Annotated in this window: 21 protein-coding genes; 6 read left to right on the top strand and 15 right to left on the bottom strand. The window is 53.6% G+C overall.

Annotation, left to right across the window (positions count from 1 at the left end):
* Window positions 1-204: 204 nt before the first annotated feature.
* From CSA35_05980 to CSA35_05940, 9 genes are all read right to left on the bottom strand, one after another.
* Window positions 205-1260 carry a hypothetical protein gene (locus tag CSA35_05980; GenBank protein PIE54489.1) on the bottom strand — a complete coding sequence of 352 codons (1056 nt, stop codon included), beginning with the start codon at window positions 1258-1260 and terminating at the stop codon, window positions 205-207.
* Window positions 1261-1446: 186 nt separating this feature from the next.
* Entirely contained in the window at window positions 1447-2253 is an 807-nt protein-coding gene (locus tag CSA35_05975) for a hypothetical protein (GenBank protein ID PIE54488.1), read from the bottom strand.
* 152 nt (window positions 2254-2405) lie between these two features.
* Window positions 2406-2636: a hypothetical protein gene (locus tag CSA35_05970; GenBank protein PIE54487.1), complete on the bottom strand. Its 231-nt coding sequence runs from the start codon at window positions 2634-2636 to the stop codon at window positions 2406-2408.
* 127 nt (window positions 2637-2763) lie between these two features.
* Window positions 2764-3384: a chloramphenicol acetyltransferase gene (locus CSA35_05965; protein ID PIE54538.1), complete on the bottom strand. Its 621-nt coding sequence runs from the start codon at window positions 3382-3384 to the stop codon at window positions 2764-2766.
* A 172-nt stretch (window positions 3385-3556) separates the two neighbouring features.
* Entirely contained in the window at window positions 3557-4399 is an 843-nt protein-coding gene (locus tag CSA35_05960; protein ID PIE54537.1) for a pantoate--beta-alanine ligase, read from the bottom strand.
* A gap of 17 nt (window positions 4400-4416) precedes the next feature.
* On the bottom strand, window positions 4417-5250 hold the full coding sequence (locus CSA35_05955; protein PIE54486.1) for an alpha/beta hydrolase: 834 nt from the start codon (window positions 5248-5250) through the stop codon (window positions 4417-4419).
* On the bottom strand, window positions 5250-6251 hold the full coding sequence (locus tag CSA35_05950) for a lipoate--protein ligase (GenBank protein ID PIE54485.1): 1002 nt from the start codon (window positions 6249-6251) through the stop codon (window positions 5250-5252). Before CSA35_05950 ends, CSA35_05955 begins: the two co-directional genes overlap by 1 nt.
* A 652-nt stretch (window positions 6252-6903) precedes the next feature.
* Entirely contained in the window at window positions 6904-9957 is a 3054-nt protein-coding gene (locus tag CSA35_05945; GenBank protein ID PIE54484.1) for a hypothetical protein, read from the bottom strand.
* The gene (locus CSA35_05940) at window positions 9954-11231 is read right to left on the bottom strand and encodes a hypothetical protein (protein ID PIE54483.1); all 1278 of its coding nucleotides are present in this window, start codon (window positions 11229-11231) and stop codon (window positions 9954-9956) included. Before CSA35_05940 ends, CSA35_05945 begins: the two co-directional genes overlap by 4 nt.
* A gap of 133 nt (window positions 11232-11364) precedes the next feature.
* Between CSA35_05940 and CSA35_05935 the strand changes: the two genes are divergently transcribed.
* From CSA35_05935 to CSA35_05925, 3 genes are all read left to right on the top strand, one after another.
* Window positions 11365-11706, top strand: a complete 342-nt coding sequence (locus CSA35_05935; protein ID PIE54482.1) for a hypothetical protein — start codon at window positions 11365-11367, stop codon at window positions 11704-11706.
* Window positions 11703-13172 (top strand): sodium:solute symporter, encoded by a 1470-nt coding sequence (locus CSA35_05930; protein ID PIE54481.1) that lies wholly within the window; start codon window positions 11703-11705, stop codon window positions 13170-13172. The genes CSA35_05935 and CSA35_05930 overlap by 4 nt, the downstream gene beginning before the upstream one ends.
* 77 nt (window positions 13173-13249) lie before the next feature.
* Complete coding sequence (locus tag CSA35_05925) at window positions 13250-14431, top strand: peptidase M20 (protein ID PIE54480.1); 1182 nt, start codon at window positions 13250-13252, stop codon at window positions 14429-14431.
* Window positions 14432-14549: 118 nt separating this feature from the next.
* Here CSA35_05925 and CSA35_05920 read toward each other — a convergent pair whose 3' ends face one another.
* The gene (locus CSA35_05920) at window positions 14550-15059 is read right to left on the bottom strand and encodes a hypothetical protein (protein ID PIE54479.1); all 510 of its coding nucleotides are present in this window, start codon (window positions 15057-15059) and stop codon (window positions 14550-14552) included.
* Window positions 15060-15100: 41 nt separating this feature from the next.
* Window positions 15101-15616: a hypothetical protein gene (locus tag CSA35_05915; GenBank protein PIE54478.1), complete on the bottom strand. Its 516-nt coding sequence runs from the start codon at window positions 15614-15616 to the stop codon at window positions 15101-15103.
* 162 nt (window positions 15617-15778) lie between these two features.
* On the opposite strand from CSA35_05915, the gene CSA35_05910 reads away from it, so the two are divergent.
* Both CSA35_05910 and CSA35_05905 read left to right on the top strand, forming a co-directional pair.
* Window positions 15779-16054 (top strand): CsoR family transcriptional regulator, encoded by a 276-nt coding sequence (locus tag CSA35_05910; GenBank protein ID PIE54477.1) that lies wholly within the window; start codon window positions 15779-15781, stop codon window positions 16052-16054.
* A gap of 6 nt (window positions 16055-16060) precedes the next feature.
* On the top strand, window positions 16061-17941 hold the full coding sequence (locus CSA35_05905; protein ID PIE54476.1) for a heavy metal translocating P-type ATPase: 1881 nt from the start codon (window positions 16061-16063) through the stop codon (window positions 17939-17941).
* Window positions 17942-18000: 59 nt separating this feature from the next.
* Here CSA35_05905 and CSA35_05900 read toward each other — a convergent pair whose 3' ends face one another.
* Entirely contained in the window at window positions 18001-18333 is a 333-nt protein-coding gene (locus tag CSA35_05900; protein PIE54475.1) for an NGG1p interacting factor NIF3, read from the bottom strand.
* Window positions 18334-18460: 127 nt separating this feature from the next.
* On the opposite strand from CSA35_05900, the gene CSA35_05895 reads away from it, so the two are divergent.
* On the top strand, window positions 18461-19627 hold the full coding sequence (locus CSA35_05895) for an NADH-dependent alcohol dehydrogenase (protein ID PIE54474.1): 1167 nt from the start codon (window positions 18461-18463) through the stop codon (window positions 19625-19627).
* Window positions 19628-19996: 369 nt separating this feature from the next.
* Here the strand turns inward: CSA35_05895 and allB are convergent, their stop codons facing one another.
* The 3 genes from allB to CSA35_05880 form a co-directional block, all read right to left on the bottom strand.
* Entirely contained in the window at window positions 19997-21352 is a 1356-nt protein-coding gene (allB, locus tag CSA35_05890) for an allantoinase AllB (GenBank protein ID PIE54473.1), read from the bottom strand.
* An 80-nt stretch (window positions 21353-21432) separates the two neighbouring features.
* Window positions 21433-21987, bottom strand: a complete 555-nt coding sequence (locus tag CSA35_05885; GenBank protein PIE54472.1) for a nitroreductase — start codon at window positions 21985-21987, stop codon at window positions 21433-21435.
* Between the two features lie 21 nt (window positions 21988-22008).
* A complete protein-coding gene (locus CSA35_05880; GenBank protein ID PIE54471.1) occupies window positions 22009-22743 on the bottom strand; it encodes an ABC transporter ATP-binding protein in 735 nt (244 codons plus the stop codon).
* Window position 22744 lies beyond the last annotated feature (1 nt).

Raw genomic sequence — 22744 nt, 5'->3', positions numbered from 1 at the left:
GTGCGGGAAACTCACTTTAACGTTTGTTTAGCCTGACTCGTCCTCTTTTCTGGTCCATGGCTTTTTGGGTCTGCTCAGATTTCAAAATATGCACACCCCAGAGGTTCCCTAAAAAGCAGAACAAAAAGAGCCTCTGTAACGTATCAACCACAGAAGCTCTTTGGAAAAATTTCTAACTAAGGTACTCTTTGTCAAGGGTACCAATTATTTCCTATATTCATTTGCCACATTTTCAGCTTGAACCTCACATTTTTTAACCACTTTCGTATAAAAGCTTGTATAAGGATTGCTGTAGGCAGTTCCATTATGTACATGGTTGATACTTTTTACGGATGAGAACGTGTATTTTATATATTTCCCGTCATTTTTTACCAACAAAACTCCTTGCACATCATATTTTTCTTTATAAGTACATTTTTTTGCTATACATTCCTCAAGGTTCAAAGCTCCGCCTGTATAATCCATATACTCCTTATATTGAACTGGAGAAATGTCAAGAATTTTTCCATCTACGGTCTTTGATGCTTTTTTATATTCCCGTTTTATCTCACCAATGAACTCATCTGAAAATTTCACAGAAACTTTCTTAGGATCGTATTTTTCAGTTTTTGCCATCTCCCCTTGCTTTCTTTCATTTTCAATCTTTTTCTCTTCCTGCGACTTTCTAATGATATCCTTTGAATATTCATTGGCTTTTACAACTAGAGCAACCTGATCAATTATAGATTTTCCCATCTTGTCATCTTTTCCGCCAAAAAACGGAGCTACCTGTTTGGCATATCTCTGAAGTTTATTGATATAAGCTTCTCCTAACTCTCGCACATACTTTCCATCAGTTCCCTTTGCTATGGCGAAAGAACCGTCTTTATAGGAAATCAATTTAATTTTTTGCAGAGGCAAAAGAAAATCATACTCCATATATTCAGCAATCTGTTTTCTTGCTTCATTGTAATTCCTTATCTGCCTGTCAAGTGCAGCAAATTTTTGATGGCTTTTTAAATTGATATCGTTTTGTGCAGCTTTCCAGATAGCCAGATCCTCTAAAAATCGTTCACCAATAGATTTTACAAAGTCCAAATCTGCATCACTTAAATCAGTTGTCGTAGCATCTTTCAGATACCCCATGGAGATTTCTTTATCACTGACATCAAATGGCCAACCGCTTTTTTCTTCCCAATTGTCCAACTTATCTTTTATACCTGCGTACAAAGAACTTGTCAAAAAAACCATAATCAAGGCTAAAAATACTATTTTACGCATAACATCTCCTCCTTTGTTATCTTTTTAAATATAAAATTTAAAATTATAACGCTTTTGACCACCTAAAGGTATCTCTAAAAAACATTTTCTACGGGGATCAATTCAATGCCGTTTGAGGTCAAGACATTTTCTATAAGAGGGAGACAAAAAAGTTGAGAGAAGGTGAGTACAGTAGTGGACAGAGCATCACCGAACCCTCATCCGAATAATCTTCGCCATAGCGAAGATTTCGACGAGGAGCGTGGAGAGTTTGGTCGCCATCTTCAGGTTCGAGGGAATCCCCTGAAAAAAACGGCCGTTCTCCTCCAGAACCCGGGTGCCGGTAGAAACCTTGGCGGCCAACTCCCGGGCGCTTGCTACGGAGAAGCACATCTCGGCATCACCATGCCCCAGCTTTCGAACGTACCGGCGTGAAAACCAGAGCCCGACGGGAGAGACAGCATCAAAGAGGACCTGGTTTCGGCCAAAGCCGGCAAGGTGCCTGAGGAAATCCACCACCTGATCCTCGTGAAAGTAGTGCAAGACGCCTGCTGCAGTCACCAGGACGGGACGGGAGCCAGTCTGAGACTTGACATCGTCGATCCATGAGTAGTCGAACATGGATCGAGCCAGGTACGTCTCCCGCTCTCCTTCGGGGAAAAGGGTGCGTCTGAGCTCTATCACCTCGGGCAAATCCAGGGAAAACCACCGGGCCGAGTTATTGGCGTTCACATCATAGGATGTATCAAGGCCACATCCCACGTTCACCACTGTAGCCCCAGGATGGGCTTTCAAGAAGTTCTGGATTCGATCGTTCACGAGTCTGGCTCGAACAGCACTGGCCAGGAGGGTGTACTCACTTTGCCCTTTCATATCGAAAACCTGGGGCGGCAATTTGTCCTCCACGGACAGAGCTTTGGGATCGTAGAGAATATCCCTGTGATGATGAGACGCATAGATCCGCCCGACCAAAGGAACGTAGAGAGTCTTTGAAACGCTTGAAAGATCAGCCATGGTATCTCCTCCTACCTAACGTTCTGGGCCCAAAATCCACCTAACGGTCCGCCATGAGCTCCATGTACATCATGGCCCGTTCGTTGTCGAACGGGACCTGAAGCATGCGTTATGGATGTTCAGGACCCGAAAGCCATAGTCCACCAACAAGCTCAGAGCCTCAGCACCATAGCCCTGGCCCCAGGCGTCCTTGGCCCCCAGAAAGGGACCTCCTTCCCCACCTGTTTCAGGTGATCCACACTCAGATGCCCGCAGATTCCCAGGAGACGGTCGCTCTTCAGAGCGACGACGGCATAGGTATACTCCCGAGAGAGTTTTTCCAACACATCACGCTCGACGGTCTCAGAGATGGATATGGGAACCAGGGTCAGATGCCAGGTCACGTCATAGTCGTTGACTCATCAGGTGAACGTAGGGGCGTTTTCTACATCTAACGGAGAGAGGGAGCCGCGAAGTCGACCATTTTTTTGCAGTACATCGACTCACCTCCTTACGTCGTTCTCGGACAGCTTACAAAAATCGACTCAGCCGCTCCACCGACGGCGATGCCAGAATCCCGACGTTTTGGGTGATCTTCTCGGGAGACCAGTCCCACCACTTGATCCTGATAAGCATGTCCACGGTCTCGTCGTCGAAGCGCCTCCTCACAACCCGGGCGGGGTTTCCCACCACCACAGCGTAGGGAGGCACGTCAGCAGTAACCACGGCTCCAGCCCCGATCACAGCACCGTCGCCGACGGTCACTCCACCCAGGATCGTGGCCCGAAAGCCGATCCAGACGTCGTTGCCCACGACGATATCGCCCCGAAGCTCGGGCTCATAGGAAACGATCTCCCAACCGCTGCCCATGAGGCCGAAGGGGTAGGTGCTCACGTTGTCCAGACGGTGGTTTCCCCCGCTCATGATGAAGACCGTCTCCGCTCCTATGGAGCAGAATTTGCCGATGACGAGTTTTTCCTGCATAGAGTGGATGACGTTTTTCTCAAACTCCAGAGGTTTATCCCCCCGGATGTCGTCGTAATACGTGTAGTCCCCTACCTCGATATTTGGGCTCTTGATCACGTTTTTCAAGAAGACCAGCTGAGCATACCTCTTTCGAGGCTGAATCCTGTCGGGGTCCGGTCCCTTCATTACCGGAACGTGGGAGCGAAAGACCTTTCTGTTCCGATGTCGCCGCGCCTTGTCGATCATGGCCTGTCGATCGTCGTTCACGGAAGACAGTCCTGTCCCGCTGACTCGACGACATTCACGAGGGATTTTCTGCAAGGCTCGAATTTCAACATCTGAATCGAACACGACATCATCATCCCAACACGACGTTGTCGATAAGTCTGGTCGTCCCGACACGGACGGCCATGGCCAAGACCACCGGACTATCAATTTGTTCCACGGGGGACAGGTCCAGAGCGTCCCGAAGCTCAACGTACTCGGGACGCAGGGACGCCTCCTGAGCCAAAACGGCCAGGCAGGAGTCGACCAAAACCCGGGCAGAACGCTCACCGGCTTCGAAGGTTTTTTTGGCCTTGAACAAAGCCTGGGACAGGCTCAAGGCTGATCGCCGTTCCTCTGGAGAGAGATAGGCGTTCCGACTGCTCAACGCCAGCCCATCGAGCTCCCGTAGCAGGGGGCATGGGCGGATCTCCACCGGGACGTTCAGGTCACGAACCATGCGACGAACGACCTGAAGCTGCTGATAATCCTTCATGCCGAAGTAAACCCGATGGGGCCTCACCACATTGACCAGTTTGAGGACTACCGTGCAGACACCCTGAAAGTGACCAGGGCGAGAGGCTCCACACATGGGAAGACTGATAGACGACTCGTCCACTGTGACCGAATGATCCGAAGGGAACATCTCCTCTGCCGGCGGCGCGAACAGGCAATCCACTCTCCCCGCCTCCAGAAGAGTCAGATCTCGAGCCTCGTCCCTGGGATAGCGATCCAGATCCTCTCCAAGGCCGAACTGGATCGGGTTCACGAAGATGGACACCACCGTGACGTCGTTTTCCTCCCGACTGGCACGGACGAGGGACATGTGTCCGTCGTGGAGATAGCCCATCGTGGGGACGAGTCCCACGCTTCGTCCGTCGGCACGGCAGCTCTCCGAAAAAGCCTTCATCGACTGGATAGAGCGAACGATTCTCACCACAAATACTCTCTCCTTTACATGAAGTTGACGCCTCTCGGTGCCGTCAGAAAGCCCTCCACCACTCGGGCCAGTTCCTCAGGATACTGGTAAACCAGTCCATGTCCTCCGTCAGGGAAAGGACGATACCGTCCCCGGCGGAGGACTGCCGCCGTGGCTCGGGCAAGCTCCGGCGGGATAAGCCTGTCCTGCTCGCCAGCAACCACCAGGGTGGGTATGTCCATCGTCCTCAGACGAGAGCAACACCCTGACCAGGACTCCAGAGCCCGAACCTGGGCGGCAACCCCGTCTGAATACTTGGAACAGGCAGTCATAGGATGAGATAAAAATGCCCGGGCAAAGCGAGGACGTTTCTCCAGCCACCGATCGGGGAACAGGGTATGAAGGGCGATCTCGGTCCGTCGACGGTCCGATACCGACAGGTCTGTGATCAGATCGAAAGCTTCGCGACGGACCGATACAGCTGTCTGATGGTCGCAGCACGTGCCGTAGAGAACAAGACGCCGCACCAGGTTAGGACGACACAGCGCCAGTTCCTGAGCCACGTAGCCCCCCATGGACCACCCCAGAACGTGGGCTTTTTTCACTCCCAGACCATCCAGAAGTCCGGCCGCGTCGGAGGCGAATCTCTCGATAGAGGGCACTCGGATTCCCAGGGAGCTTTCTCCCATTCCCCGATGATCGAAGGAAATCACCGTGAATTTCTTCATGAGGCGAGACAGAAAGGGGAAGCCCCACATATCCATGGTACCCCCAAAGCCCATGATTAAGAGCAGAGGGGGCCCCTCCCCTGAGACGGAACAAGCCAGAGAGACATCGTCCACCAGAACACTCCGGGGAGGATGAGACATCACTCCATCACCAGGTCGATCAGGTCCTCCGGTGAGATTCCCAACAGATGTCGACTCACAGCGACCGAGGCCAGGGCCTTCTCCACAGAGTTCCTTCGGTATGAGACGCCCTTTAAGGCTTTCTCCACCTGTTGCGGATCTGCTTCACTGAAGAAATCGCCTCGGATGGCAACGTCACCGATGATGCCGTCTCGAACGTCCAGATAAAGCTGTATTTTGCCCTTTTCGAAGCGGCGCTCTGCCGAGAGAGAGAAGGGCGGTGAGTTCCCCCACACCCAGTCCCAGGTGGCGTATTTCTCATCACGAAGAGTCTGAATCACTTCGGTTTCCTCATCGGATAACCCCCGGATGAAACCGCCAAAGGGAGCGGCAAAGAACTCCATGAGGCCATCGATAAAGTCCTCCATACTCATGGGCTTGGGGAGATGTGGAGCTACGTTCGTCACTCGGCTGCGTACCGAGGTAACGCCCTTGGACCGAAATTTTTCCGGGTCCACCGACAGGGACGACGCCACGTCCTCCAGACATGTATTGAAGAGGATAGTACCGTGGTGGAGCATGGTGTCCCGGCTGACGTGTTGGGCGTTGCCCGAGAATTTTTTGCCTTCGATGGTCAGGTCGTTTCGTCCGGTAAGCTCGGCATGAACCCCAATGCTCTCCAGGTACTCCAGGAGTGGCCTGGTGTACAGGGCGAAATCAAGTCCCTTGGAATCCCGATCCCGAACGGGCAGTATAAAGGTATAGTTTAAATTTCCCAGGTCGTGGTAGACGGCACCGCCGCCAGTAGTCCGACGAACGACCGATACACCGTGTTCTTTCAAAAAACGAGCGTTCACCTCGCCGACAGTGTTCTGAAACCGCCCGACCACCACGGTGGGGCGGTTCCGCCACAGAAGTATATAGCCGTCCGCCGTTTGGCTGGATCGATCAAAGAGAACCTCCTCCATTGCTAAGTTGAAAAACGGATCAGTATCACGATGGACGATGCAATGGGTCGTCATCAGAACCCCTCCTTGAAAAGGATCATACGGGCATCTCTAAAAACCTGCATCCAGGTCTCCCAGCCTCAGGTCGTTCCGCCAGAGCCCTATCTCGCCCGAACGTATTTTTGACCTGCCTGCTCCGTACCGTCACCTCGAAGGGCACCTCCTGTGTCCTCCCGGCTTGGGACGACATCCACCTCGTCCCAGTCGATACTTCACGGCGGCAGGTCAAAAATACGAACCTCGAATGGGCTCCGTCGAAACCACCCGAGGCGAGTTTCTGAGTTTTAGAGGTTCCCATATATCAAAACCCTATCGGCAAAGACACTGAGACTAAGATGGAGAACGGTGTTTTGACCGATGATCGGTCTTCCGCAATAACTATACTACGACTTATTGATCAATAAGCAGACATTCTCATCCACAACACCACACACATCATCATAGAGGAGACCGAGAAACCATCGACCACAGAAGCCCCATATCAATCCGTATTTATACCTAGTCAAAAGGTAGGTTTTTCACCGATGCCCACACTCACTTCTCCGACTATACTATGGGTACAGAGCAAGAGAGCAGAGCCTCCTAATCTGCGACGTCACACGAATTTCCTCAACAACTCCTATGCTGCACAAAACCCGGGACAAATGCCCCGGGTTTTGTGCATGATCTACATGGGAGACGAAACGTCCACCTCGTCCATGGAGATCCCATAGAACATGCAGTACAGCACCGGAACCACGATTAAGGTCAAGACAGTGGCGAAGGTGAGCCCAAACATGATGGTCACCGCCATAGAGGCGAAGAAATCGTCCAACGCTAAGGGGGCCATTCCCAACACCGTGGTCATCGCAGCCATCATCACCGGTCGAATTCTCCCCGTTGAAGCATGGATCACTGCCGAGAATCGGGCCGTCCCCTGAGCCAGTTCCAACGCGATCTGATCCAGCAAAACGATAGCGTTCTTTATGAGCATCCCGGCCAGACTAAGATAGCCAACCAGGGCCATGAAACCAAAGCTCTGCCCCGTTACCAGCAGTCCTACGGTCACACCCACCGCCGCCAGCGGGAGACAGAGGAACACGACCAGAGGCTGGCGAAACCCGTTGAACAAACCCATAACCAGGACGATCATAAGGATGAAGGAAAGGCAAAATGGGGCCACCAGGCTTCCTTTTGAGTCCCGGGAGACCTCGTATTCGCCACCCCACTCAAGATGGTACCCCGTTGGAAGAGTGATGGCTTCTATATGAGGAATCAGGCAACGACGGAGGTCCTCCGCTGTTCCTGAGCGTGGGTTACACTGGGGCGTGATAACCCTGGACCGATTTCGCCGCCAGATTATCGGGTCCTCCCAGACCAATCGGACCTCTGAGATGGCCTGCCCCAAAGGGACAAACCGTCGGAGTCCCCGACTCCAGACCTGGACGTTCTCCACGGCCCCCAGCCCGAGACGCTCGTCCTCGGGGGCTCGAACTACAATAGGTAAGAGTCTATCTCCCTCCCGGTACACCCCGACGATTCGTCCCGCAAAGGTCCCCTCCAGAGCGCCGGCAATCTCGGCCCTGGACAGTCCAGACCGGCTCACCCGAGCCTGATCCAGGACAGGCCGGAGGACCTGGCCTGGTTGACGCCAGTCGTCCCGGACATCGATAGCTGATGGCTCCCAAGCCATGATGGCCTGAACCTCTCGGGAAAGCCGGCGGAGCTCCCCGGAATCGTCCCCGAAGATCCGAAGTTTGATCTTTGCCCCGGTTCCCGGCCCTTTCATGAATCGCTCGAAGCGAGGATCAGCGTCAGGAAACCGGTCGGCTATCCAACGCCCCACCCGTGCCATGACCGCAGGGATGACCTTGTGATCGGTCACCGAGACCAGCAAAAACCCATATGCGCTGTCGGGAAGCTGGGGCTCCATAGAGAGATAGAACCGAAGAGGCCCCTCACCGGCAAAGGTCGCCACCGACGTGACATCCGTCTCCGATGCCATGAGGTGCTCCGACAACTCGGTCATATCCTGGGCAGTTCTGGTGATATCGGTCCCCTCGGGCAGCCAATAGTGGATCATGAACTGATCCCGGGCCGTCTCGGGGAAAAAACTCTGTTCCACGAACCGAAACCCAAAAATGGAGGACAGAAGCAGCACAACAGCCGCAGTCACCGTAAGCCATCTATGACCGACACACTCCGTCAGGATTCGACGGTACATCCGGTATCCCCGACTGTTGTAGGGATCGTCTCCTGGCTCGGGCCGAAGGAACATGACCCCCAGGACAGGCGTCACGGTGACAGCCAGAACCCAGGAGATGAGGAGGGACGCGGCGATGACCTGAAAGAGGCTACGACAGAATTCGCCGGTCACGTCTCTGGAGAGTCCGATGGCTGCAAAGGCCAGGATGGCCACCAAAGTCGCGCCTAAGAGCGGCCACTTGGTCTCCTGGACGATGCGGATCGCAGATTCCTCCCGAGAGCGTTTCATGGTGATCCCCACCAAAATGCCCTCGGTAACCACGATGGCATTATCGACCAACATCCCCAGGGCAATGATCAGAGTACCCAGCGAAACGCTGTGGAGCTCAATACCCATGATTTTCATGGCAACAAAGGTACCGGCAATGGTCAGAAGCAGGATTCCCCCCATGAGGAGACCGCTGATCATACCCATAAAAACAACGAGAAGGGCGATGACGATGAAGACGGCCTCCGCAAGGTTCATGAGAAAACCATCCACGGCCTCACGAACCAGATCACTTTGGAAGGTCACCGTTTCAATGGAAAGCCCCAGAGGAAGGTCCGCCTCAATCAGCCTCAACTCGGCCTGGACATTCTCTCCCATTCGAACGACGTTGCCGCCAGGAACCGTGGAAACTCCCAGGGCCAAAGCCTGCTTACCGTCGAAGCACATGATCCGCCTCGGAGGTTCCAGATACCCCCGGCTCACCGTGGCGATATCCCGAAGGACCACGAGACGACCGGAGCGGCCACCCCGAATGAGAATGTCACCGATCTCGTCCACCGATTGAAACTTCCCGCTGGGATCCAGGGGAATCCGAAGAGACCCAGCCAAGACCGAGCCGGAGTCGACCACCAGATTTTGCCCCTGAAGAGCCGCGACGATCTGTTCGGGGGAGAGACCCAGCTCGGTCACCTTGGACCGGGAGAACTGAACAAAGACCGCCTCGGTCCGATCGCCCCAGATAGAGACCTGAGCCACATCAGGCACGAGGAGCACTCGTTTTTTAACGATATCGGCGTATCGCTTGAGGTCGGCCATGGAAAACCCATCACCCGTCAGGGCAAAAAGCACACCAAAAACGTCGCCGAAATCGTCATTCACCATAGAAGGACCCGCTCCCGGAGGCAAGTATCGCTGAGCCTCCCTGACCTTGCGTCGGAGTTCATCCCAAACCTGAGGGAGCTTGCCGTTGGTGTACTCGTCCTTGATATCCACGTACACAACCGACAATCCCCGGCGAGATTGAGACCGGACCCGCTTCAGCTGGGGCAAGCGTTGCACGGCCTCTTCGATCTCATCGGTGACCTCCTCCTCAACCTCGGTAGGCGACGCCCCTGGATAGGGGGTGACAACCAAGGCGGTCTTGACGGTGAAGTCGGGATCCTCTAAGCGCCCAAGCCCCACATAGGACCACACGCCACCTATCAATAAGAGGACCGCCACGAAAAGGACGAAGGAGCGCCGTTTCAAAGACCATTCGGCCACGTTCACCGCTGATCCTCCAGAAGACGAACTTCCTGATCCTGAGAAAGAACGTGAATCCCAGCCGTGATCAAGCGATCACCCGATTTCAAATCCCCCCGTACCTGGACGAATCCATCACCCAAAGCTTCCACCGTAACTGATCGGGAATCCGCACGGCCATCCACAACGAGCCATACCGAGGGAGATCCGTCGCCTGAGAGCAAAGCTTCTACTGGGATGGTATAGACCGACGCATCATCGGACAGCTCTTGCACCTCACCGACAACCTGGACGGTCATTCCCGGGAGGAGTTCGAAATCAGGATCAGAGGTCATGGCCAATGTTACTCGGTATGTCTGGGTCTCAGGATCGGGCTCGGAGGCGAACTCGACTAAACGGAGAGGATACGACCGTCCCGGAGCACTGTCAAAGGTGGCCCATATCCTGAGCTGGTGGGAACGATAACGAATCACCGACTCAGGTACGTCCACTACGATCTGGGCCAACGATGCATCCTGAAGGCTCACCACAGGCTGACGGGCCATGACAAATTGGTACTTGTCCACCATTCGCCTGGCCACTATGCCGTCGAAGGGAGCCAGAAGGTCGGTGTCCTCAAGAGCCGAGACCGCAGCATCCTCCTTAGCCTCCAAGGAGCTGATCTTGGCTTCCATGGCTCGAATTTCCTCAGGACGAGCTCCTCGTCGAGCTTTTTTCAACTCTTCCTGCACAGCGAGCAAAGCTGAGGAGGCCACGTCCCGAGCTGTACGGTACCGATCAAACTCGGCCTGAGAAATGGCCTGCGCCTCATAGAGCCGCTTGAAACGCTGAAATTGAGAACGGGCCTCCTTGGCCTGAGAACTGGCGGCTTCAACCTTTGCCTGGAGGGCTCGAAGATCCTCTCTCCTCGCTCCTTTTCGCATGGCATCCAGAGTCGCCCGAGCCTCCGAGAGGGCTCCTCGCACACCATCAAGGGCCAGCTGAAAATCCCGGGAATCGATCCGGGCCAGAAGGTCTCCCTCCCGAACGTGCTCTCCCTCTAAAGCAGGAAGCTCCACCAGAGGACCGGAGACACGAAATGACAGATCAACCTTTTGAGACGCCTGGACCCGACCGGGAAATGTACGCCGTCCTCCAGCACCAGAGGGCATCAAGACCGTGGTCAGGACCGGCCGAATAGAAGGGACCTCCCGAAGAAAATCATCAGGCCGCATGAACCGAGGAGTGATCAATACCACCAGGATCACAACAGCCAACACTGCCGGAAGAAGCCATCGAATTTTCGATTTATCCATCGTCACAGAACCATCTCCTCGCTCGTTATGAACTCGAGTATAGAAACGAGACCACAGACTGTCAACGACGAGTCATAAAAGGACAGAACGGCATGTATCGCATAAAACATATACATAAAAGCCTATATTATAAACACCGATGACAATCAAAGCAGCCATAAAGAGACCAAAGGGATTGCCAGAGAGGCTTTTTCGCCAGCGACTTCAGTGCTATACTCTTGCAAAGAGGAAGTGCTACACAATATTTTCAGGAGGTGGAATTATGCACTTGTCGAAGGGAGAAAGAACGGTTTTGTGGTGTTTTATTCTGATCCTTCTAGGCTATTCGCCGCCGGTTCTCAACATGGTAAATCGGGTTGAACCCGTGATATTTGGGATCCCGTTCTTGTTGATGTATGCCTTGGTGATGATTCTTTTCACCTCGGGGATTATGGCCTTGGCCTACAAGCTTCGAGCTCGAGAGGACGGTGACGAGGTATGACCATCGCTGTATACATCATCTTTGGCTGGCTCATTATCACCACCGTCGTCGGCGTGATGGCGGGCCGAAACCAGGCGTTCAGTATGGAAAACTATTTCGTCGGTGGACGATCTTTTGGAACGTTTCTTTTTTACACCACAGCAGCAGCCGAGATTTATAGCGCTTTTGCCTTTTTGGGATTGGCGGGCTGGGCCTATTCAAGGGGGATGAGCATCGTCTATGCCCTGATCTACAGCTCTATCGCCTACGGTCTGTATTTCTTCATTGGTCCCCGAATCAACCGCTTGGGGGCCCGGCTTAACTACGTCAGCCAACCCGACTTCATCGAGGACCGATACGAGAGCCGGTGGCTTGGGGTATTCGTGGCCTTTATCGGAGTAATTTTCACAATTCCCTATCTTCAGCTCCAGATCATGGGGGCTGGCATGATCGTCCAGCTGGCCTCCGGTGGCGCGATATCCTGGAAGCTGGCCGTGGTCATCAGTTTCATCGCTGCGGTGATTTTTGTTTACGTTTCGGGACTCCGGGGTATTGGGTGGACCAACTTCCTTCAGGCCATTATCATGTTGGTTGGTATGATCTCCGTCGGTTTTATCTTCCCCCACAAGTTCTTCGGCGGTACAGCCAAGGTATGGGAGATCCTCCAGGAAATAAAGCCCAGTCACCTCCTCTTGCCTGATAGCGCCGGGCTCGGTATCTTCTGGGTGAGCTCGGTGGCGTTGATCTGCGGCCTGGGCTTTTGGATGTGGCCCCACATCTTCACCGCTACCTATGCGGCAAAAAGTGAAAAGGTCGTCCGCAAGAACGCCGTCATTCTGCCTCTATACTCCCTGACCTTGATCCCTATCATCGTGGTGGGTTTCACCTGTGCTGCTAAGACGGGGATAGACCCGGCCTTCGCCGATACTATTACCAAGCCGGATCATGCCATGCTCATCGCTCTGGTGAAAAACTTCCCGCCGGTACTAGCCGGCTTCATCGGAGCTGGGGGGCTGGCCGCATCGATCTCCACATCGTCAGGACTCATCCTTACTGCGTCGAACCTGCTCGCCAGAAACGTGATCCAGCGTGGCTTTGCCCCTCAGATGGACGACATGGCCGTTGCCAAGCTGGGACGGGCTTTTGTCCCCCTTCTGACCATCTTGGCAGTCCTCTTGGCTATCTTCGCACCGTCCATGCTGGTCTCCCTGCTGCTCGTGGGCTATTCGGGAGTCACCCAGTTCTTCCCGGCGGTCGTCCTGGGACTCTTTGCCCGGTGGCAGACCAAGCTGGGGATTATCGCCGGCCTTCTGGCAGGCTTAGGCACGGTCGTCGCCATCAAATTCATGGGGGTTCCAGCGCCCATGAACCTTCACGAGGGCTTTGTTGGACTGGTGGTCAATTTTGCTGTCGTATTGATCGTCAGTCTGGGCACCTCTAAGATTTCCGGCAAGACCCTGGACCGGTTCGAGCAAACTCTGAGCTGATTCGACATCAATAGTGGACGGGCCGGGGGAGACTCTCCGGTCCGTCGTCTCATAATCATAACCGAGGAGGGCTTTGCATGTATCAAACAATCCGAGAAAAAGCTCAGGAGCGCCTGGAATCCATTGCTTCCTGGAGACATCATTTTCACAAACACCCTGAGCTGTCCCTTCACGAGGTCAAGACAGCAGCTCAAATAGCGTCTATCCTGGAAGATATGGGCTACGACACCCAAATCGGCTGTGGTCACAAAGACAACTGGGTCGTCACTGATCTCAACCCGAACAAAGAAGGACGATGCATCGCCTTGCGAGCCGATATCGACGCTCTGGCCGTTCAGGAGGAACGGGACGTACCTTATCGATCGGTCAACGACGGAGCGATGCACGCCTGCGGCCACGATGCTCACATCGCCATGCTCCTGGGGGCGGCTTCCATCCTTAAGGAGATGGAGAACGAGCTTCCGGGACGTGTGCGCCTCTTATTCCAACATGCTGAAGAGGTGGGAGCCGGGGCCAAGGAGCTGGTAGAGAACGGTGTTTTGGAGGGCGTTGACGTCGTCTTTGGGCAACATATCTGGTCCCCTGTCTCCAGCGGATACATGACCTACTGCGAGGGGCCCACCATGGCTTCGGCGGACAAGTTCGAGCTCAAGATTCAGGGCAAGGGAGGTCATGGATCCATGCCTCACCTGTCGATGGACCCGGTGATCGCCGCCTGTTCAGTCGTATCGGCCTGGCAAACCATCGTCAGTCGGGAAGTGGATCCCCTTCAGGCTGCTGTCATCTCCGTAGGGGAGATCAAAAGCGGCAGCGTCTTCAACGCCATTCCAGACTCAGCGACCGTTTCAGGAACCACCAGGACTTTCGACACCTCTGTTCGTGAAACAATAGCAAAGCGCATGGAGGAGATCGCCGTGGCCGTCTGTTCCGGTCTGCGATGCCAAGCTGATTTTACCTACACATTCATGTTGCCTCCCACGGTGAACGACCGGGATTTCACCCGCTTTGCCGTTAAGGTAGCCCGCTCAGTCCTTGGAGAGGATAAGGTTCTTGAAGCCAAGCCTACCATGGGTGCCGAGGATTTCAGTTACTACCTTCAAGAGCGTCCCGGGACCTTCATGTTCCTGGGAACGGGCAATCCCGACAAGGACATGACGTACCCCCAGCATCACCCCAAGTACTGTGTCGACGACGACGTTTTACCCCTGGGAGCGGCCGTAGCCGCCTCGGTGGCTTGGGCATATCTCAACGAAAAATAGACACAACTGCAACAAGCGAGAGGCGGCTTATACGGCCGCCTCTCGCTTGTTGCAGAAGCATCATGGATCACTATATATGACCCAATTATACTTAACATTAGGACTCAGCAGCCTACCTTTAGCCTCGAGAAACATCCACAAAGCGTCCCACCACCGCCAAGATCAGGGCACAGCGAGCGATGATCCGCTCCGCTGGGCCGCCAGTCTTGAAAATCTGGATGATCAGGCGCTGCCGCTTCCACGGAAACACTAAAGGCATAGGACCGAAAAAACAGTCTTCCACTATGTGAAGCAAACACCCCGCCATAAACCAAAAAAGCCCAAAGGCCACGGCAGCCGCAACCGTTTGGGTCCCAATGGGAACGTAGAGTTTCGCATCAACGACCTCCACGATACCACCAAAGGGATGTCCTCTGAGATAGACAGAGGCCACCCAGGCTCCTAGCAAATACGGAGGGAACCAGTGGCTTCCCTTGCGGTGGTGCTTCTGCCACTTTTGACCGAAGAGAAGCCGCTCGATAGCATCAGGAAAGACCGCCCCGACGGAGGCCAGAGAGGCCGGGAGGAATCGCCCGGTGGCCCCATAGATCAATGCAAAGGACAATGTCGCATGGTTCTGCCCCATCACCGGGCATTACCCCCTTTAGATAAACGTCAACATGACACGCATTAATCGACCGGGCTTGGGGACGCTCCTGGTGGGAGCCCCATACCGTCGGTATTGAGCCACGCAGGGCGATCGACGGGATAGAGCTTGGGGAAATCCACCACCGGCACCCGAAAACAACGACCCGACGCCTCGATAAACCATCGAACGTCCTTACTCTGAGGCCCCGGCGGTACACACTCCCGAAGAAGTTTACCTTCCATGAACACCCAGCGGCCCCAACCCATCCGATCATCGTCGGGACGAGAGGGCGGCGTTCCCATTCCGTCCTTCGTAAACCACTCAGGCACCGATACCGACTCAACCGATGCGTAGGGCAGCACAGCCTGGAGGAAACACGCCCCCTGGCTGTCGGCAAACCACCGAACACCCTTGACAGGAACAAGGGGGAAAAACTCCCGGTAATTCCTGTCCTCCACGAACACCCAATTTCCCCATCTCATGGCAGGCTCCTGAGCCCAGCCACATCCCGTCGTTAAAACGACGACAGCCATCATAACGCCCAACAAGTATCTCATAGACCATCACCTCCATGTGTATGACTTACCACAGAGCAGCGAGAAAGGCAACGAAAGAACGGGTGTTTTTATAGACCTTCTCCTGCATACTTGACGAAAATTACATCGAGCCTAAAATATACATATGGTATGTATAAGTATCTAAAAAAGGAGTGGTGCTGTATGTCCCTTTGTGGAGAGGACCACAAGAAAATCATCGATCGTATCAGCCGAATCGAAGGACAGATTCGGGCGATCAAAAAACTGGTGGAGGACGACAGGGATTGTATGCAGGTGATCAAGCAGGTAGCTGCGGCTCAAGGCGCTTTACGATCTTTGGGAGCTGTCCTGCTGGAAAACCATCTGAAGGGCTGCGTCACTCAGGCTATGGCAGATCATCAGGGGCATGACGCCCTCATCGACGACGTGGTGGACATTTTCAAAAAGTTCGGAAAGTAGGCCCCGATGAGTATATACAAAAACCTGTACTCCCCTGAACTGGGGAGAGCTCTTTTCGCAGCTCTGTTGGCCTTGGGGAGTTTCTTGTTAGACCACGGGAATCCGCCTTCTATCCTCGGAAGCCTTCTGGCCCTGGTGTCGGTGGGCATCAACGGGTTGCCTATCGTCGTGGGAGCGTTTCAAGGTCTTCGGAAACGGCAGGCAAACGTGGACGAGCTGGTGAGCATCGCGATTGTGGCCAGTCTCCTCCAGGGTGAGTTTCTGGCAGCCGCCGTGGTCAGCTTCGTCATGACGCTGGGCGGTCGCATAGAGCAGGCAACCAGCGACTCTGCCAGAAGAGCTATACAGGCCCTGGCCTGTTTGGCACCTCAAAAAGCGACCGTCCTCGTGGACGGTGATCCCCGATCTATCCCCATCGACCAGGTCACGCCAGGGGACGTGGTGCTCATCAGACCAGGTGAACGAATTCCTATCGACGGCGTCGTGCTCACGGGGACATCGGCCGTAGACGAATCCACCATGACCGGGGAGCCCATTCCAGCGGAGAGAGCTCCTGGTGATCGCCTTCTGGCCGGAACCCTGAATTACAATGGCGTCCTCACCGCAAGAACCGTCAAGGTAGGCTCCGAAACATCCCTGGGTACTGTGGTGGCCATGGTCCGACAGGCTGAGGCCGATCGGCCCGAAACGGTTCGCCTCATCGATCGATATGCCGCATGGTTCACACCTGCTATCCTGATATGCGCCGCAACAGCCTGGGTCGCCACCGGCCAGTTTAACCGGGCGGTGAACGTACTCATCGTGGGCTGTCCCTGTGCCCTGATCCTGGCAGCTCCGACGGCTGCCGTAGCAGCCTTGGGACGAGCTGCCCGAGAGGGAGTTCTCGTAAAGGGCGGTCATTACCTGGAGATCATAGCATCGGCAAAAGCAGTTTTGTTTGACAAAACAGGCACGATCTCCACAGGCTCCCCCACGGTGACATCCGTCATCCCCTGCTCTGGCTTTGACGAGGCAACGATTCTGGCATATGCGGCCGGAGCCGAACGAGATTGCACCCACCCGTTGGGACGGGCGATCATCCAGGCAGCAGCCGATCAAGCCTTGCCTGAACTCTCCTCTGACGGCGGAGTTCAAGAGCTCGGCCTGGGGATCACCACCACGGTGAACGGCCACTCTATCTCGGTGGGAAGCCTGGCCTCCTGGGGAGAGCGCCCCCTTCCCTCCAAACTGACGTCCTCCCTGAAAAAAGCCCTCAGGCAGGGGCAGACGCCACTTATCGTTCAACGGGATGGTCTCCTTATGGGACTCATCATCGTCTCCGATCAGGTTCGTCCAGCGGCAAGCAATGTATTGATCGCCCTGAAAGATCTGGGGGTTCTAAAACTGGCTCTACTCTCGGGCGATCACACGCTTGGAGTACGGGCCGTCGCCACCGCTCTGCCGGGAGTGAAGGGCTACGGAGAGCTCAAACCGGACGACAAAGCCAGAATCATTCGACGAACTAAGAGATCGTACGGCCCAACGATCTTCGTGGGAGACGGAGTCAACGACGGACCGGCTCTGGCAACCGCCGACACCGGGATCGTCATGGGCGAACTGGGGACTGATGTAGCACTGGAAGCTGCGGACGTAGCCCTCACTCAGGACGACCTCTCCCGCATTCCCTGGCTGATGAGGCTCTCCCGACGGATGCTGTGGATCATCCGCTTCAACGTGGCCTTCGGTCTGGCCTTCAACGGACTGTCAGTGACTGCGAGCGCCGGAGGATGGTTGAGCCCTATCGGGGCAGCGCTTGTCCACAACGTGGGGAGCGTCTTCGTCGTAATCCTGGCAGCAACGCTTGCCCTCTACCCCTCCAACGACAGACCTAAACACCAAGCACCATAAAAAACGAGACGCCGGGCTTTCGAATAACGAATGGTCCGGCGTCTCGTTTTTATAAAGACCTATTGATGTTTTTCAGAGAGCACATCGCCAAGCGCTGGAATCAGATGAAAAGCAGGAGTCTCATACGGATGGCTATCCCGCAACGCCGTCACCACGTCCGCTATAACATCGTCGTCGCAGACCATCTCAATCCGCCACTCCCGAACAAACTCCACCTCTCCCTCATCTCCTAAAAAAGGACAACTACCCTGAAGAGGGCGGAACTGTCCTCTGCCAAGGGACTGCCAGCAACACCGATCATAGCGACCGATTGAGCCTCCTCCTGCGTCAAAGCAGGCATTTTTTACCCTTTCTTCGTACCCTTCAGGCACATATACACACAGGACATACACGAACGGCAGACCTCCTCGACACGTATGGACAATCTTCCACGACATACGCTACCAAAAAAAACGTTCGCCCATGCTATACTAATGTACCACCATCAAAAATACGCATTATAAAGGGGGTTTATGCTGTATGAGAGATTTCGTCTACGAGAGCCCGACCCGGATTATCTTCGGTCGGGAGACTGAGAAGCAGGTCGGGGCGGAGATTGCCGAACGGGGAGCAAAGAAAGTCCTGCTCCATTACGGAGGCGGCAGCATCAAAAAAACCGGCCTGTATGATCGGATCGTTCGCTCTCTGAACGAGGCGGGTATCGCTTTCATCGAGCTGGGAGGGGTGGTACCCAACCCACGGCTTTCCCTGGTTCGGGAAGCTATCGACCTCTGCCGGATACAGGGCGTAGACCTGATCTTAGCCGTGGGAGGTGGTAGCGTTATCGACTCCGCCAAGGCAATAGCCGCAGGTGTCCCCTACGACGGTAACGTGTGGGACTTTTTCGATCAAGGAGTAGAGCCCAAGGCAGCCTTGCCCGTGGGGTGCGTCCTTACCCTGTCGGCCACGGGAAGTGAGACCAGCAAGGCCTCGGTCATCACGAACGAGGACGGATGGCTGAAGCATGCGTTCTACTCCCCCCTGAGCCGACCGGTATTCGCCGTGCTCAACCCCCAGCTGACCACGACTCTTCCGGCCTATCAGACCGCGGCTGGCGGGGTGGACATCATGGCCCACCTTATGGAACGCTACTTCACCAACGTCCCCAACGTTGACCTGACGGACCGACTCATTGAGGGGACCCTTCAGACTGTGATCAAATACCTGCCAGTAGCCCTCAAAGATCCCGAAAACTACGACGCCCGAGCCGAGATCATGTGGTCTTCCACCATCGCCCATAACGGAATTTTAGACACCGGCCGTCTGGGCGACTGGGCCTCTCACCGCATCGAACACGAGATCGGTGCCCTGTACGACGTGGCCCATGGAGCGGGATTAGCCGTGGTCTTCCCAGCCTGGATGAAGGCCGTATACTACCACGATATTCCCAGATTCGTTCGATTTTTCCACCGAGTGTGGGGCCTGGAGCCCGATTTCTGGAACCCGGAGGACATGGTTCTCAGGGGGATCGCCGTGATGGAGGACTATTTCAGAAACTTGGGTATGCCAGTAACCCTGAAGGAGCTGGAGGTTCCAGATGACCGCCTGGAGGAGATGGCCACCAAAACCAACTGGAACGGCCCGGTCGGCCAGTTCGTTCCCATCGATGCAAAGAAAGCACTGGAGATCCTGAAACTCTGCCGATAACTGACACAAAAAAGAGTAGGCCGCCTCAATTGGAGCGGCCTACTCACCCAAGGATTTAAAACGTACAATAAGCCCACGCAAGATCTTCGTTACCTACAAAAAACAGAATAGACGACATAGTTCCCCAAAAGGTGTTGACCAGCTCCTAGAAGGGAATATATCGCCCCTATCAGCTGTTTTGCCTTACAGGGTAGCGGGAACGATACTGATTTTGAGCAGATGAAAATACCACTAGAGCTTAATTGTCGTTTACATATCAGTTTCCTTGCTATCTATAGCCATTGCCATGCATTTCATTAAATTGCTTTCTCCACTGAACCCCTTCAACAAATAGAGCAACTCAGATACCAATTGTCTATTACATACGCCTCAGCATCTCAAGATAAAACGACCACATGAGGTTGAACTTACGCCTCCACTCCGAGAGTAAACAGTTCTTCCTCTTACGACAGTTCTCTCTATTTGACATCCTACGGATCGCCCCACGTATGGGCTTATCTTATGCTTATATTCCAGGCCATCCGCCTCAATAATGTAGTACGTATTGGGTCTTATGAGAACAAAATCCCCATCGTACCCTATGCTCGTACGCCCCTTCCCCTTCAGATGAAAGATTTCCGCTGCATTGGTCGCAGTCACAGCGACAAATTGGTTAAGGGGCATTCTCCTTTTTTGAACAGCCTCATCGAAAAGGACATCGTAGCTGTTCTGAATTCCGGCAATTCCACCCCATGCAGAAAAGGCCGTCCCTTCTTTCAAGTCAGGCGTACAGGGGGAATGATCCGATCCAACGCAGGCGATCTCACCGGCAAAAAGCTTTTGCCACATTCTTTCCCGATTCGTCTCCTCTCTTATCGGAGGGGAACACTTAGCGGATGTACCAATCTCATCCAGCTCCTCGGTTGAAAAATAAAGATAGTGGGTACAGGTTTCGGCCGAAACAGGTACCCCCCTGAATCTGGCTGCGGTGACCTCCGAAACCGCCTCGGGACAACTACAGTGGCATATATGGAGCTTAACGCCCGCCTGCTCAGCCAAATAGATAGCCCTTCGCACTGCCTCAACCTCTGTAAAAACAGGGCGAGACATCACATAGGCCTTCAAGGAATCAGGACCTTTTTCCGCAGCCAAACGCCCTAACATATCCGTTATGGCGGCATTTTCACAGTGGAGGGCCAAAACTCTGTCCGTCTCGGAAATGGTCTTCATCCCAGCATACAAGGAGTAATCGTCAACGTTCATCATATCACCCTTTATAGAACGATCTCCACAGGTTGCCATGAAAGCCTTGTATCCGACTACTCCCCCCTGAGCAAGCTCCTCTAGCATCCCCAGATTTCTTGGTGTCAGGGCTCCATAGAGAGCTATATCGATCTTCATCTTGTCCTGAGCGACATTGAACTGAATATTTAACGCGTTACTATCCTCAATACATGGAATCTGATTCAAAGGCATCATAATGCACGAAGTAACGCCGCCCTTTGCAGCAGCGGACGTGCCAGTGAGGTATCCTTCCCATTCCGTCCGCCCGGGCTCTGATATATGAGTATGAGAATCGATCATTCCAGGGGTAACAACACACCCAGATGCATCAATCACTTCGTCAGCATCACCGAGATTCGAACCTATGGAGACGATAGTGCCGTCGATGACCCCCACATCAGCAATAACGCCACCACCGTCAAGGGCAAGCCTCCCTCCCTGCACGATTAGATCGTATTTCATCGCTCACACCTCCACATCCGCAGCCTCAATCATTCTGATGATTTGCTTCCCTGGCTTCCTAACAGTCTCTCTCTGACTCATCATGACCTTTTTTCTACCCTGAGGACTCCATTTCTATGAACTCTGCTCTCATCAATTCCCTTATGAGGCGCCAGCTTCTCTTTAGGATAACCGAGTACCGCCATAGCAAAAACCCTGAAACCTGGATCCATATCTAACACAGCGGTGATATTTTCTTCTCTTGGAGAACGGTTCGCTACCTGAAGCCATACTCCCTCCAGCCCCAGAGCCCTTGCAGCCAAGAGCATATTCTCCATGGCAGTAGCCCCATCTTCCATCCAGGTTCCATCGAAGAGACCTGATCTCTCTTCATAGTTTGGCACGTCTACACACACAGCGATAGCGAGAGAAGCTTCGTGCACCATTCGAGTCTTACCATATCCGTCTCCAATAGCGTTCAAAAGAGCCCTGTCATCTATAACCATAAAATGGCAGGGCTGAAGGTTCAAAGCACTGGGCGCAGCAAAAGCACACTCCAAGAGAACATCGACAACACTCGTATCTACAGGTCGATCTTCAAATGTCCTATGACTGCGACGACCTAAAATCGTTTCGATTACCTTATTATCAATCATGCAAGCTCCTCCCTTCAGTCCTCAATTTGACGCAGATTTCAAATCTCCACCTAAATACGCCTTTTGAATCCGCTCATCGTTGTACAACTCATCAGAATTACCCTGGAAAACGACTTCACCATTCATCATCACATAGGCACGATGCGATATTTTTAAAGCCATTCGAGAATTCTGCTCCACGAGAATAACACTGACACCCTCCTCTTTATTTATTTTTTTAACAACGTCGACAATCTCACCCACAACAATAGGTGCCACACCTAAAGAAGGCTCGTCTAAAAGCAAAAGCTTCGGATCCGCCATAAGAGCTCGACCAATTACGAGCATCTGCTGCTCCCCACCGCTCATAGTCCCAGCCAACTGCTTTGACCGGTCCTTAAGCTGGGGGAAACGATTAAAAACCATTTCAAGTCTGTTTTTTATGGTAACCTTGTCTTTTTTCAGACAAAATGCCCCCATCAACAAATTATCTTTGACACTCATGATGGGGAAGACATGCCGTCCTTCTGGAACCATAGCGATGCCCTTTGACACCACTTGCTCCGTTGACAAATTGTCTAATTTATTCCCATCAAAAGAAATTGACCCGTTTTTTATTTTTTTCAGCCCCGTTATTGCCCTCAAGACAGAGGTTTTACCAGCACCGTTAGCTCCTATAAGGGTCACAATTTCCCCTTTTTCAACGGACAAAGAGACATCTTTAAGCGCCTGAACATGACCATATGACAGAACCAGGTTTTTAGCCTCAAAATACATG

This window comes from Dethiosulfovibrio peptidovorans, from assembly GCA_002748665.1.
GTDB lineage: Bacteria > Synergistota > Synergistia > Synergistales > Dethiosulfovibrionaceae > Dethiosulfovibrio > Dethiosulfovibrio peptidovorans_A.
Note: the sequence above shows the minus strand (reverse complement) of the source record. Positions and strands in the feature narration are given on the sequence as shown.

Excerpts from the sequence above, each read along its gene's own strand:
- CSA35_05980 (PIE54489.1), bottom strand. The coding sequence starts at position 1,260 with ATGCGTAAAATAGTATTTTTAGCCTTGATTATGGTTTTTTTGACAAGT.
- CSA35_05975 (PIE54488.1), bottom strand. The coding sequence starts at position 2,253 with ATGGCTGATCTTTCAAGCGTTTCAAAGACTCTCTACGTTCCTTTGGTC.
- CSA35_05965 (PIE54538.1), bottom strand. The coding sequence starts at position 3,384 with ATGAAGGGACCGGACCCCGACAGGATTCAGCCTCGAAAGAGGTATGCT.
- CSA35_05955 (PIE54486.1), bottom strand. The coding sequence starts at position 5,250 with ATGTCTCATCCTCCCCGGAGTGTTCTGGTGGACGATGTCTCTCTGGCT.
- CSA35_05950 (PIE54485.1), bottom strand. The coding sequence starts at position 6,251 with ATGACGACCCATTGCATCGTCCATCGTGATACTGATCCGTTTTTCAAC.
- CSA35_05935 (PIE54482.1), top strand. The coding sequence starts at position 11,365 with ATGACAATCAAAGCAGCCATAAAGAGACCAAAGGGATTGCCAGAGAGG.
- CSA35_05930 (PIE54481.1), top strand. The coding sequence starts at position 11,703 with ATGACCATCGCTGTATACATCATCTTTGGCTGGCTCATTATCACCACC.
- CSA35_05925 (PIE54480.1), top strand. The coding sequence starts at position 13,250 with ATGTATCAAACAATCCGAGAAAAAGCTCAGGAGCGCCTGGAATCCATT.
- CSA35_05915 (PIE54478.1), bottom strand. The coding sequence starts at position 15,616 with ATGAGATACTTGTTGGGCGTTATGATGGCTGTCGTCGTTTTAACGACG.
- CSA35_05910 (PIE54477.1), top strand. The coding sequence starts at position 15,779 with ATGTCCCTTTGTGGAGAGGACCACAAGAAAATCATCGATCGTATCAGC.
- CSA35_05905 (PIE54476.1), top strand. The coding sequence starts at position 16,061 with ATGAGTATATACAAAAACCTGTACTCCCCTGAACTGGGGAGAGCTCTT.
- CSA35_05895 (PIE54474.1), top strand. The coding sequence starts at position 18,461 with ATGAGAGATTTCGTCTACGAGAGCCCGACCCGGATTATCTTCGGTCGG.
- allB (PIE54473.1), bottom strand. The coding sequence starts at position 21,352 with ATGAAATACGATCTAATCGTGCAGGGAGGGAGGCTTGCCCTTGACGGT.
- CSA35_05885 (PIE54472.1), bottom strand. The coding sequence starts at position 21,987 with ATGATTGATAATAAGGTAATCGAAACGATTTTAGGTCGTCGCAGTCAT.
- CSA35_05880 (PIE54471.1), bottom strand. The coding sequence starts at position 22,743 with ATGTATTTTGAGGCTAAAAACCTGGTTCTGTCATATGGTCATGTTCAG.